Here is an 11,751-nt window from a genome sequence, read left to right as displayed (position 1 = left end):
AATTAAGCGAAATTACTTAATATCGCGCCAGAACTCTTTGTTCAGGAAGTATACCGGTACAAAGAAGATGGCCAGGAACAGCAGAACCCACCAACCGAGACGCTCACGCTCAACAGCGATTGGCTCAGCCATGTAAACCATGAAGTTCACGAGGTCGTAGACCAGCTTGTCGTACTCATCAGCAGACAGCGTGCCTTCTTCTTCGATGTACAGGACATGCTCTTTTTCGACCATGATAGGCTGACCAGTCAGAGTGTCGAAACCCTCTTCAACCAGTGCAGTACCCAGTACCTGATTACCCTGCAGCTCTGCCAGAACGTGTGGCATACCTACATCTTTGAAGACAACGTTGTTAACGCCCCATGGACGGCTGTCGTCTTCGTAGAAGCTGCGCAGGTAGGTGTACAGCCAGTCAGGACGGCGTACACGTGCAACCAGTGTCAGATCCGGAGGCGTAGCACCGAACCAACGCTTAGAATCTACCTGATCCATTGCGATGGTCATCTTGTCACCGAACTTCTTGTCGGCGAATACAAGGTTTTCCATCATCAGTTCTTCTGGAATATCCAGATCTTTCGCTACGCGGTTGTAACGGGCGTGCTCCATAGAGTGACAGCCCATGCAGTAGTTAGCAAAAGTCTGAGCACCACGCTGCAGTGACGCGGTGTCATGCAGGTCAGTACGGTGCTCATCCAGTGGAACGCTGCTGCCAGCAGCCAGAGCGAGCGCTGGGACGAAGGCAGCAACCAGTGCAAATATCTTTTTCATGCCCAGTTTCATCTTAGTGGCCTCCAGTTACGCGCTCAGGGACAGGCTTGGTTTTTTCGAACTTCGGCGCCAGTGGCAGGAAGGCGAAGTAACCAAAGTAGATAACAGATGCGATCTGAGCGATCAGAGTCAGAAGCTCAGTTGCAGGCTGTGTACCCAACCAGGTCAGCAGTGCGAAGTTAAAGCCAAAGATCACGATGTAGATACGGCTAACGATACCTTTGTAGCGCCAGCTGCGTACCGGGCTACGATCCAGCCAAGGCAGTACGAACAGTACAGCAATAGCGGCACCCATAGCGATTACACCCAGCAGCTTATCCGGAACCGCACGCAGGATGGCGTAGAACGCACCGAAGTACCATACAGGAGCAATGTGCTCAGGTGTCTTCAGACCGTTCGCAGGCTCGAAGTTAGCGTATTCCAGCATGAAGCCGTTACCTTCTGGGAAGAAGAACAGCACAGTACAGAACACCATCAGGAAGACCACAATACCCACCAGATCGTGAACGGTGTAGTAAGGGTGGAATGGGATGCCATCGAGTGGCTTGCCGTTTTCGTCTTTGTGCTTCTTGATATCAACGCCATCTGGGTTGTTAGAGCCTACTTCGTGCAGCGCCAGCAGGTGCATAACAACGAGAGCAACAATAACCAGAGGTACAGCAACAACGTGCAGAGCGAAGAAGCGGTTCAGGGTAGCGCCTGAAATCAGGAAGTCACCACGGATCCACTCAGTCAGCAGGTCGCCGTATGGCATAACAGAGAACAGAGAAATAATTACCTGTGCACCCCAGTAGGACATCTGGCCCCATGGCAGTACGTAACCCATGAAGGCTTCAGCCATCAGGGCCAGGTAGATCAGCATACCGAAGATCCAGATCAGCTCACGTGGCTTCTGGTATGACCCGTACAGAATCGCACGCATCATGTGGAGGTATACTGCAACGAAGAAGAAGGTCGCGCCGGTGGAGTGCATGTAGCGGATCAGCCAGCCCCACTCTACGTCACGCATGATGTATTCAACCGATGCGAAAGCAGCTTCAGCGCTTGGCGTGAACTGCATGGTCAGCCAGATACCCGTCAGGATCTGGTTAACAAGCATGAGCATAGAAAGTACGCCGAAGAAGTACCAGAAGTTGAAGTTCTTCGGAGCATAGTACTTAGACATATGCTTTTCATAGGTCTGGGTAACCGGCAGACGGTCGTCGATCCAGGCCATGATTTTATTGGTGTTCTGGCTCATTACGCGTTCTCCTCATCAACACCGACCACGACTACGTTGTCGCTCTCGAACATGTAGGCAGGGACAACCAGGTTGTCAGACGCCGGAGAACCACCGTATACACGGCCAGACAGGTCGAAGCGCGAACCGTGACATGGGCAGAACCAACCACCCTGCCAGTTTGGATCAAACGGCTGAGGCTCAACTTCAGGTACATACTTAGGTGCACAACCCAGGTGAGTACATACACCCAGCAGAACGATCAGCTCAGGCTTGCGGGAACGGTAAACGTTGTCAGCGTATTCAGGCTGCTGCGCTTTATTAGCGTTCTCAGGATCTTTCAACCGGCCAGCGAGGCCTTCCAGAGTATTCAGCATGTCTTCGGTACGGCGGGCGACATACACCGGCTTACCACGCCATTCAGCGGTGACCATTGCACCTGGCTCAACTTTGCTGACATCGATCTTCGCCGGAGCACCTGCTGCCTTTGCTTTTTCGCTTGGCATCCAGGACTTAACGAAGGGCACCGCAAGGAAGCCAGCACCGACAGCACCGACACCGGCAGTAGCGCCGACCAGCAGAGTACGCCGGGCCTTATTAACGCCGTCTTGACTCATTACCATCTTCTCCCATCATTTAAATTCTTATGCAGCTACACGACCTGCGCTAGTTGTACATAATTTATACAGATCAAGCGTAGCATACAGGGCGGCGCACATAATAGAGAAAACAGGGTCAGGAAACAACCAGAAATACCCACAAGGCATGGGGTTTTGGGCATAAAAAAAGCGCTTATTGATCTGTGCCAATAAGCGCTTCTTTCTGCTCTGCAGCGTTGGATTAACGCTTGGAGAACTGTGGCTTCTTACGTGCTTTACGCAGACCCACTTTCTTACGTTCAACTTCACGAGCGTCACGAGTAACGTAACCCGCTGCACGCAGTGAAGGACGCAGAGTTTCATCGTACTGCATCAGTGCACGGGTGATACCGTGACGGATTGCACCGGCCTGGCCATTACCGCCACCGCCTTGTACGTTGATGATCACGTCGAACTTTTCGAGGCTTTCAGTCAGTTCGAGTGGCTGACGAACAACCATACGAGCCGTTTCACGACCGAAGTACTCGTCCAGAGGACGCTTGTTTACTACGATGCTGCCAGTACCAGGACGCAGAAAGACGCGCGCGGTGGAGGTCTTACGACGACCGGTACCATAGTATTGTGTTACTGCCATCATCTTATCCCAGTTTCAGTTCTTGCGGTTGCTGAGCAGTATGTGGGTGCTCAGTACCTGCGTAAACTTTCATTTTCTTGAACATAGCACGACCAAGAGGATTCTTAGGAAGCATGCCTTTCACCGCAAGTTCGATTACCTGTTCTGGTTTGTAATCGATCAGCTTCTCAAAAGAGATCGATTTCAGACCACCCGGGTAACCTGTGTGGCGATGGTACATCTTATCGCCAGCTTTCTTGCCGGTTACTTTTACTTTGTCTGCGTTGATAACAACGATGTAATCACCGGTGTCAACGTGTGGAGTGTATTCTGGCTTGTGCTTTCCTCTCAGGCGGAGAGCAACCTCAGTGGCCAGGCGACCCAGCGTTTTATCAGCTGCATCAACAACAAACCACTCACGTTTTACGGCTTCTGGTTTTGCGCTGTAAGTTTTCATCAAATTCTCGCCTTCAAGGGCATTGTTGATTCGAAAAGAGGGCGGCATTCTATAGGAGGGATTGGGGTAGTGCAAGGACTAATTCAATTAGTTTTTAAGTCCCTGCATTACAAGGTAAAACCTCAGTACTGCTCTGGCTCCTTAAGAGAAACCAGGCCCCAGATCAGGCTCAGAAGAGCCACCATGACGTCTAACAGAATCGCCAGCCCCATTGCCTGAGACGTCTCTTCTGCCTGGTCATATCCCATTACCTGCCCTGCCCAGAAAAATCCGGCGCTGACCAGAAAGCCAACCACAATACAGGTAATCAGAAAGTAACCTTTTGCATCGTCCAGCATCAGTTTCTCCTGAGTCAGGAGAGTCTGAATCCACCAGCGTATGCCACCACAAAGAACCAATGTGATAAGTACGCCTGATAAAAAGTAAATCGCCATTGTCGCTAAGCCCCCGCACAGCGATGATATCCATGCAGGAAAGCTTAGTTCAGAATGACCTGTCCGCAAGGAAAGTCAGACGAATATCAATGGCGCGCGATTACGATGATCAGTGCTCACGCGTTGAGCGGAACTGAATATCCGGCCAACGCTCTTCAGTCAGCGACAGGTTGACGCGGGTCGGCGCAATGTAGGTGAGGTAACCACCGCCATCAATCGCCAGGTTCTCTCCGCCCTTACGCTTAAACTCTTCGAGCTTGCGCTCATCGTCGCAATAGACCCAACGAGCGGTATTTACGTTCACCGGCTCGTAGATACACTCAACTTTGTATTCATCCCGCAAACGCTGCTGCACGACGTCAAACTGCAGCACGCCCACAGCGCCCAGAATCAGGTCGTTGTTATTGAGCGGCATAAATAGCTGGGTCGCCCCTTCTTCTGAAAGCTGCTGCAGACCTTTCTGCAGCTGCTTCATTTTCAGAGGGTCTTTTAAGCGTACCCGCTTGAACAGTTCCGGAGCAAAATGGGGAATACCGGTGAACTGACGATCTTCCCCCATGGTAAAGGTGTCACCAATCTGGATAGTGCCATGGTTATGTAGACCGATGATGTCACCGGAGATGGCCTCTTCCACCGCCGAGCGGTCACCCGCAAGGAAGGTCACAGCATCGGCAATCTTTACATCCTTGCCGATACGGACGTGCTTCATCTTCATGCCCTTGCTGTAAGTACCCGAGCAGATGCGCATAAAGGCAATACGGTCCCTGTGTTTCGGGTCCATGTTGGCCTGAATTTTAAAGACAAAGCCTGTGAACTTGTCATCATCCGGCGCCACTTCGCCAAGATCAGTACCACGCGGTAACGGTGATGGCGCCCACTCGACAAAGTAGTTGAGCATTTCACGCACACCGAAGTTCGCCAGTGCAGTCCCGAAGAAGACGGGCGTCAGCTTGCCGTCGAGGTATTCCTGCAGATCAAATTCGTGGCTCGCTGCCTGTACCAGTTCAATCTCTTCTTTGACTTCTTCCACCAGCTCTTCGCCGAGCAACTCAAGCGCTTCCGGTGAATCGAGACCCTTGATCTGAATATCGTCTGGAACAACGCTCGCCTGCCCCTGCTTGAACACATGGATAGTGTCCGCCATCAGGTCATAGATGCCTTTGAACGCCTTGCCCATACCGATCGGCCAGGTCACTGGCGCACACTTAATGTTCAGTACTGTCTCGATCTCATCCAGTACTTCGATATGATCGCGGACTTCGCGGTCCATCTTATTGATGAAGGTAAAGATCGGCGTGTCACGCAGACGACACACGTCCATCAGTTTGATGGTCCGGTCTTCTACACCTTTCGCGCCGTCGATCACCATCAGTACAGAGTCAACAGCGGTCAGTGTGCGGTAAGTATCTTCTGAGAAGTCCTCGTGCCCCGGGGTATCCAGCAGGTTGACCATGCGCTCACGATACGGGAACTGCATCACCGAGGTCGTGATCGAGATACCACGCTCCTGCTCCATCTGCATCCAGTCAGACGTGGCCATACGGCCGGTCTTTTTGCCCTTTACGGTACCGGCGAGCTGAATCGCATTCCCGAACAGCAGCAGCTTTTCGGTAATCGTGGTTTTACCCGCATCCGGGTGGGAGATAATGCCGAAAGTCCGACGCTTGCCGACTTCCTGCTGAAATGGTGTATCAGACATGACTTCTCTGAACTGAAGATTGAAAGGCCGCTATTCTCCCTGAAAGCGGCCTTCTGTTCAAAGGGTGATCGAATCACCCTGTTTTAGCAGAAAGAAAGCTCTCTGCTCGTGTCAGACATTCTTGTCAGAAATAGTCCTGCCAAAGCAGAGGTCCGAAGGCGACGATCACCAGCGCCGTTGCCATGGTGACCAGTGGCAGCAGAATTTTCTCGTGGCGATACCAGAAGCTCTCTCCCTGAGTCTCCAGCTTGGACAGTCGGATTTCTTCTTCACCAACGACTTGCCTTGTCAGCAAGTGATTCAGTGCAACCGGCGGACTCAGATACCCCAGCTCGAAGGCTACCAGAGTGACCATCCAGAAATGAATCGGATCGATACCCGCTTTGTAGGCAATACCGGCAATGGTGACGCTGACCAGAAGCACAGCGCCGTATGGATCCATGATCATGCCGATCAACACCAGAATAGTGACCAGAGCCAGCATCGCCATCCATACCGAACTGAACTCTGCAGGCAGCAGAGTCATCAACTCAGCGCGCTCAATCACACCACCGATCGTCATGGTCGTGCCCATCAACATCAGCAAGGCACCGATATGCACAGTCGCCTCAGACGTGGATGACTGAAGGTTGGCAAATAACGAAGGCTTCTCTGGCGTATTGTCATCGACCTCGCCAGAGGCCCGCGCTTTTTTATCCGCGATACGCTCATAAATCAGAATCACGGCAAGCAAAACGGGAAGGATAGTCGGCGCCGAAAACTCATCCAGATACGCGGCCAGCACCAGAGCGTAAACGACCAGCGTGGCCGCAATAAGAAGCACATAAGGAATCAGTGGCTTGAGTGCATTAAAGAATGCTGGCCAGACGCTACCGTCTGTTTTCTGAAGGTTCTGATAGTCGTCTTTCTTACTGGTGATAAATGCGTAAAAAGCAAAAAGCGCGGTTGTTAACAGGAAGACTTTTACCCCCCAGCCGAATAACTCGTCCGTCGTCACCTCATTATTCAGTGCGGCGACAATGACCACCAGCAGACACGGACGCAAAACCACACCGAGAGAGCCTGACATTGCTGTCGCAGCGAGCGCCAGCTGTCGACGTGCACCGGCTCTGCGCACCTCAAGGTACACAAGGCTGCCGACGGCAATCACGAAAATACCGGAACCGCCCGTGTAGGCTGTAGGCACCGCCGACACGGCAACCGCAATCACCGCCAGCATTTCAGGACGGAAGTTAAACGGACGAAAAACATCGAATACCTTCTGCGCCAGATCGGTACGTTTCAGCAACATACCGATCAGCACATACAGAGCGACATTCAGCATCAGGGACGCCAGTTCCATCATCTGATTGATGTAAATACCGATGCCCGAAGCGTGCCCGTTTAACAGAAAGTAGCTGCCAGATATAAGCGTAAAAATGGCATACAGCGGTGTCGACAGAAGTGCGTTGCCCATATTCCCGCCCGGCACAGCATCTTCCGGAACCTTGATAACCTGATACAGGCAGATCGCCATGGCGGAGCCGAACCCGAGAATCCAGACCCAAAGCAGCGTCAGGTGCTCAGAGCTGACATTGATGCCCGCTGACAAAGCAACGCTTTTAAAGCTGACCATGGAGAAGAAAAGAATGGCGAACGCACCAAGCTGGGCCAGTGCCGATACCCGATAATCCAGCACACTCGCCGCCGGGCGCAGCGAAATATGATGCTTACGCAGCAGTGCAGTTCCGCCGCAGATCAGAACTAATACTGCAAGCATGATCCCGGAAGCGACCATGCGGAATTCGCCGAGATCAGCGACCCACTTCTCTAACGACCGGTAGGCTTCCACCGTGGGAGTAATGCGCTCAACAATGCCGTGATAACGGTCGAACTTAAACTCACAATCTGCTTTTGCCGCTTCAAGCGACTGACGCAAGACCTCTGGCGGAACCGGATCGGAGGCCAGCAGATCAAACTCGTCATCCGCTTCTTCCTGCTCCCTGATCATTCGCTGCAAGGCTTGTTCGATATCCTGATCGGGATTACAGGCAGGTGCTTGAGGATCAACCCGTAACTGATAGTAGCCTTCCCACTGAGCTTCCCCTAACAGCAGTAGCTGAGCATGAATTGCATGACTGGTATTCAGCAGTACGACTGCAAGCAGTATCAAAAATGCCGGAAATGTTGATAACCAACGATAGAGGCCCTCGCTCTTCTCATGGGTAGTATTTTCAGAACCGTCGTGAGCATTAAGATCCATGCGCCTGCCCTTTATCAGCTTGGTGTTATTTTTATCGTTACCTGAGCACTTTTAAATTGCTGCGCAGTGGATCATACACAGAAACCATGCACTTTGTGTAACGTCCACTAACCCGGTTAGCATACGCCTGAGCCAATCAATTCATCCCGAGCCAACTATGACCGACTACAGCGATACCACCCTCCCAACGTCCCAACACATGCCGAATATCGACGACGACTGCCTGAATCCGATCAACGAAAGCACCTTGTTTAACGAAAAAGAAAGTGATCACAAGCCCCGGATTCTGCTGCTCTACGGGTCTCTGCGAGAGCGCTCTTTCAGCCGCCTGGCAACGGAGGAAGCCGCCCGGATTCTCGAATGGCTCGGAGCCGAAACCCGGACCTTTAACCCATCAGGTCTGCCGCTGCCCGATGACGCCGACGCGGATCACCCCAAAGTGAAAGAACTGCGCGAGCTGGCTAACTGGAGCGAGGGAATGGTCTGGTGCAGCCCGGAACGTCATGGGGCAATGACAGGCATAATGAAAGCACAAATAGATTGGATACCCCTCGCACTTCAGGGCGTTAGACCAACTCAGGGGAAAACTCTGGCCATCATGCAAGTTTGTGGCGGCTCGCAATCATTCAACGCCGTTAACCAGATGCGGATTCTGGGGCGCTGGATGCGTATGGTGACGATCCCCAACCAGTCTTCGGTCCCAAAGGCCTGGCTGGAATTTGATGACAACGATCGTATGAAGCCGTCGCCTTATTACGACCGCATCGTCGACGTTATGGAAGAGCTGATGAAATTTACCCTGCTGCTTAGGGATAAAAAAGACTACTTTACCGACCGCTACTCGGAGCGAAAAGAAAGTGCAGAAGAATTCAGAAAGCGAATCGACACCCGCTCTCTCTGAAATTTATTCCACTTTTACCAGGCCGCCTTTTTCGTATCCGAGGCGGCCCGTCCTGACCTTCTGACGTTGCATTCCCGGTACCGGTCGCAACATAAACAAGTCACCGTTCCGCCCGGTCATGGTGCGCGGGATTCCGCAGCCCTTTGCCAGCCCAGCGTGGGCTTTCATATGCTCAGACTCACCATGAACGGGAATCGCAATCTCAGGCTGAACCCAGTTGTACAACATCTTCAACTCATCCTGCGCCGGATGCCCTGAGGCATGGATATCATGCTCTGCATTATCGACCGTAATGACCTCAACGCCGAGCGCCGTGAGTTGATCAATCACGCCCTGAATGGCTTCTTCATTACCGGGGATCGCTCTGGCACTGAAGATCACCCGATCGCCTGCCTCCAATTCAAAATCCGGATGTGTTCCGGTGGCAAGCCTGCGCAACGCGGTGCGGGGTTCCCCCTGACTGCCGGTGGCGACAGCAAGCACTTCGCTGCGAGGTAAATAGCCCAGATGGCCGGTATCCACGGCACCTGCACTGTAAGGCCAGACACCCGCCCGTTTGGCACACTGATGCATATTAATCAGGGAACGGCCGTACAGCCCCATGTAGCGCCCGGTATCTTCGGCAATATGAGATAACGTCAGCAAGCGCGCTATATTACTGCCGAAACAGGTGACAACCACGCGACCTTTCGCACTCTCGATGTAATGGCGTAACCCATCGTACAGATCGCCTTCTGACACCGAATGTCCCTTTGTTGTGGCATTGGTCGAGTCGCACACCATCGCCAGCACGCCTTCATCGGCCAGCTTACGGAAGGTCTCTTCTTTATAGCCATGCCCCACGACCGGGTCAGGGTCCAGCTTCCAGTCACCGGTATGAAAAATATTGCCTAAGGGCGTGCGGATCATTAAACAGTTCGGATCAGGAATCGAATGGGTTAACGGCAACCATTGCACATCAAACGGGCCGATATGCAAACGCTCGCCAGTTTCAGGAATAATAAGTTTTACCTGATGCAGAATGCCGTGCTCAGCGAGCTTTTTCTTCAGTACTTCTGCGGTAAACCGGGTGCAGTAAATCGGGCAACGCAACCTATGCCAGAGATACGGCACAGCGCCGACATGATCCTCGTGAGCATGAGTAATAATCAGCCCCGCAAGGTCATCTTTGCGCGCCTCAATAAACTCAGGGTCAGGCATTTGAGTATCAGGTTCGCCGCTATGATGCCGTGTACCATCCGCACTGACGCGTCCGGGCTTAGGGAAGGTGACGCCACAATCGACCATCAGCCACTTTCCATCGTGGCCATAGAGGTTCATGTTCATGCCGATCTCGCCAGTGCCGCCTAAGGGTAGAAAGACCAGATCGGAACTTGAAGGCGTCATAAGTCAGGCTCACAGCGCTGCTTAATAGGAATATCGGTAATAATAATATCGGCTCCATGATCGCAGGCCGACTTCAGAGATTCGGCATCATCCACCAGAAACGTGCCATAAAGAATCTCACTTTTATGCAGATTCTCGACAGAAGAATGTGACATTACAATCGTTGGACTGACCAACACATCTGCGCCCGATTCGTTCGCGGCGGCTATCGGATTTTCTGCAAAAAATAAGGTACGGACCGCAGCCAGTGCTCCAATGTAGTCCCAGTCATCACCGGCATAAAAGGCGGAATATGAAAGTGCGATCCGAGCATTAAAATCTTCGAGAGAGTTCTTTATTTTTTCCACCTGATATTTTTCAGGAACCTCAATAAATACAGGGTTTTCTATTTCCTGCTCAATCAGCGCGAGGTAAATTTCGGCTCCGTATTCTTCAACATCGAGCGTTGCGCCTGCCTGAATTTTAAGATCAAGATAAATTGTTTTTTCAGGGTAACCTCTGATAATAGAAAAAGCTTCAGCAAGCGTTACGAGCGGGTGATAGTCAGACGTCTTTTCTGCAGCACCGTTCTTTCCAGCAGGGAAGTGGCATTCGAACAATTCATTCAACTCATCTGAATACACATCACGGATATACACAGGTTCAAATGCCTGACCATCGTATCGACGACAGTTTTGTTCACTGATCCAGGGATCGTGGGCCAAGAGCGGAACACTGTCGCCGGCAAGAACGATATCAATTTCGATGCCGTCATAATCACTACGCTTCAGAGTTGCTTCAATCGCCTGTAAGGAATTCAGAGGCGCATCTCCTGCACTGGCACCGTGAGCGAGGTAGAGCCGTGAATTGAGACTGGCGACCTCAGAGTCCAGAGGCTTTACGGGCGATGAAGAACAACCCGCCAGTATCAGCGACAGCCAACCGAGTAATACAGTTACAGGTAAGGCCTTAGCCCGAGGGAGTATTGGTGCGTACTTAGTTATCACCTTGTTTCTTACCGTCAATTGAACATCCTTGTGGACCACAGGTGTCACATCGTTGCTGACCCGTCAGCCAGCCAGACACCTTGTATCGATTGCGCGCAAACCAGAGGTAGGCCTTATCTGCAAACCAGCGAACGACAGGCCATCTTAGCGGGGCAATCCAGAAGCCTCGTCCAACAAGCGACCAGGCACGGTAAGTGACATCCAAACCCAGCAGGAGTTCACCGCCAGCAGTATTGGCGTGAAGGATGGTGCTCGCCGCCTGCGGATCAATGTGCGGGTAACGCTCAGCAAAGTCCTCCTGCTGAATATCCACAAATGCCAGTCTCCCCGCCTTGTCGAGCCGCGAGAGATGATCAATCTCCCGAGCACAAAGAGGACAAAGCCCATCGTAATACAGGGTAAGTTCAGACATGCACGCAACCTCTGTGATTGATACAATACCCCACT

The 11,751-nt window shown here is 52.1% G+C and carries 12 protein-coding genes; 1 reads left to right on the top strand and 11 read right to left on the bottom strand.

Going from position 1 to position 11,751, the window contains the following annotated elements; translation table 11 throughout:
- Nucleotides 1-12: 12 nt before the first annotated feature.
- The 8 genes from BW941_RS11925 to BW941_RS11890 all read right to left on the bottom strand — a co-directional run bounded on the left by BW941_RS11925 (nt 13) and on the right by BW941_RS11890 (nt 8,031).
- On the bottom strand, nt 13-768 hold the full coding sequence (locus tag BW941_RS11925; RefSeq protein WP_068443866.1) for a cytochrome c1: 756 nt from the start codon (nt 766-768) through the stop codon (nt 13-15).
- 13 nt (nt 769-781) lie between these two features.
- On the bottom strand, nt 782-2,008 hold the full coding sequence (locus BW941_RS11920) for a cytochrome b (RefSeq protein ID WP_076516364.1): 1,227 nt from the start codon (nt 2,006-2,008) through the stop codon (nt 782-784).
- Nucleotides 2,008-2,604 (bottom strand): ubiquinol-cytochrome c reductase iron-sulfur subunit, encoded by a 597-nt coding sequence (gene petA / locus BW941_RS11915; protein ID WP_076516362.1) that lies wholly within the window; start codon nt 2,602-2,604, stop codon nt 2,008-2,010. The genes BW941_RS11920 and petA overlap by 1 nt, the downstream gene beginning before the upstream one ends.
- Before the next feature lie 223 nt (nt 2,605-2,827).
- Nucleotides 2,828-3,220 carry a 30S ribosomal protein S9 gene (gene rpsI / locus BW941_RS11910; protein WP_068443028.1) on the bottom strand — a complete coding sequence of 131 codons (393 nt, stop codon included), beginning with the start codon at nt 3,218-3,220 and terminating at the stop codon, nt 2,828-2,830.
- A gap of 4 nt (nt 3,221-3,224) precedes the next feature.
- Nucleotides 3,225-3,656 (bottom strand): 50S ribosomal protein L13, encoded by a 432-nt coding sequence (rplM, locus tag BW941_RS11905; RefSeq protein ID WP_068438803.1) that lies wholly within the window; start codon nt 3,654-3,656, stop codon nt 3,225-3,227.
- A gap of 122 nt (nt 3,657-3,778) precedes the next feature.
- A complete protein-coding gene (locus BW941_RS11900) occupies nt 3,779-4,090 on the bottom strand; it encodes a hypothetical protein (protein WP_076516360.1) in 312 nt (103 codons plus the stop codon).
- A gap of 109 nt (nt 4,091-4,199) precedes the next feature.
- Entirely contained in the window at nt 4,200-5,789 is a 1,590-nt protein-coding gene (locus tag BW941_RS11895) for a peptide chain release factor 3 (protein WP_076516358.1), read from the bottom strand.
- A gap of 124 nt (nt 5,790-5,913) precedes the next feature.
- On the bottom strand, nt 5,914-8,031 hold the full coding sequence (locus tag BW941_RS11890) for a TRAP transporter large permease subunit (protein WP_084188908.1): 2,118 nt from the start codon (nt 8,029-8,031) through the stop codon (nt 5,914-5,916).
- 157 nt (nt 8,032-8,188) lie between these two features.
- Here BW941_RS11890 and arsH point away from each other — a divergent pair, with 157 nt between their 5' ends.
- Nucleotides 8,189-8,932 carry an arsenical resistance protein ArsH gene (arsH, locus tag BW941_RS11885; protein WP_076516356.1) on the top strand — a complete coding sequence of 248 codons (744 nt, stop codon included), beginning with the start codon at nt 8,189-8,191 and terminating at the stop codon, nt 8,930-8,932.
- A 3-nt stretch (nt 8,933-8,935) separates the two neighbouring features.
- Here arsH and BW941_RS11880 read toward each other — a convergent pair whose 3' ends face one another.
- The 3 genes from BW941_RS11880 to BW941_RS11870 are packed head-to-tail and all read right to left on the bottom strand — an operon-like array spanning nt 8,936 to nt 11,716.
- Nucleotides 8,936-10,318, bottom strand: a complete 1,383-nt coding sequence (locus BW941_RS11880) for a ribonuclease J (protein WP_076516354.1) — start codon at nt 10,316-10,318, stop codon at nt 8,936-8,938.
- Nucleotides 10,315-11,322, bottom strand: a complete 1,008-nt coding sequence (locus tag BW941_RS11875) for a glycerophosphodiester phosphodiesterase (RefSeq protein ID WP_175607905.1) — start codon at nt 11,320-11,322, stop codon at nt 10,315-10,317. Before BW941_RS11875 ends, BW941_RS11880 begins: the two co-directional genes overlap by 4 nt.
- Entirely contained in the window at nt 11,294-11,716 is a 423-nt protein-coding gene (locus BW941_RS11870; protein ID WP_076516350.1) for a thiol-disulfide oxidoreductase DCC family protein, read from the bottom strand. The genes BW941_RS11875 and BW941_RS11870 overlap by 29 nt, the downstream gene beginning before the upstream one ends.
- Nucleotides 11,717-11,751: the final 35 nt, after the last annotated feature.

Origin of the sequence: Thalassolituus maritimus, from assembly GCF_900156675.1 — a bacterium.
In the GTDB taxonomy this organism is placed as follows: Bacteria; Pseudomonadota; Gammaproteobacteria; order Pseudomonadales; family Oceanobacteraceae; genus Thalassolituus; species Thalassolituus maritimus.
The sequence above is the reverse complement of the archived record's forward strand: the minus strand, read 5'-3'. Positions and strand labels throughout refer to the sequence as shown.

What these genes read in the sequence shown, in the direction of transcription:
- BW941_RS11895 (WP_076516358.1), bottom strand. Translation starts at nt 5,789, where the DNA reads ATGTCTGATACACCATTTCAGCAGGAAGTCGGCAAGCGTCGGACTTTC.
- rplM (WP_068438803.1), bottom strand. Translation starts at nt 3,656, where the DNA reads ATGAAAACTTACAGCGCAAAACCAGAAGCCGTAAAACGTGAGTGGTTT.
- arsH (WP_076516356.1), top strand. Translation starts at nt 8,189, where the DNA reads ATGACCGACTACAGCGATACCACCCTCCCAACGTCCCAACACATGCCG.
- BW941_RS11890 (WP_084188908.1), bottom strand. Translation starts at nt 8,031, where the DNA reads ATGGATCTTAATGCTCACGACGGTTCTGAAAATACTACCCATGAGAAG.
- BW941_RS11900 (WP_076516360.1), bottom strand. Translation starts at nt 4,090, where the DNA reads ATGGCGATTTACTTTTTATCAGGCGTACTTATCACATTGGTTCTTTGT.
- BW941_RS11880 (WP_076516354.1), bottom strand. Translation starts at nt 10,318, where the DNA reads ATGACGCCTTCAAGTTCCGATCTGGTCTTTCTACCCTTAGGCGGCACT.
- BW941_RS11925 (WP_068443866.1), bottom strand. Translation starts at nt 768, where the DNA reads ATGAAAAAGATATTTGCACTGGTTGCTGCCTTCGTCCCAGCGCTCGCT.
- BW941_RS11870 (WP_076516350.1), bottom strand. Translation starts at nt 11,716, where the DNA reads ATGTCTGAACTTACCCTGTATTACGATGGGCTTTGTCCTCTTTGTGCT.
- BW941_RS11920 (WP_076516364.1), bottom strand. Translation starts at nt 2,008, where the DNA reads ATGAGCCAGAACACCAATAAAATCATGGCCTGGATCGACGACCGTCTG.
- rpsI (WP_068443028.1), bottom strand. Translation starts at nt 3,220, where the DNA reads ATGGCAGTAACACAATACTATGGTACCGGTCGTCGTAAGACCTCCACC.
- petA (WP_076516362.1), bottom strand. Translation starts at nt 2,604, where the DNA reads ATGAGTCAAGACGGCGTTAATAAGGCCCGGCGTACTCTGCTGGTCGGC.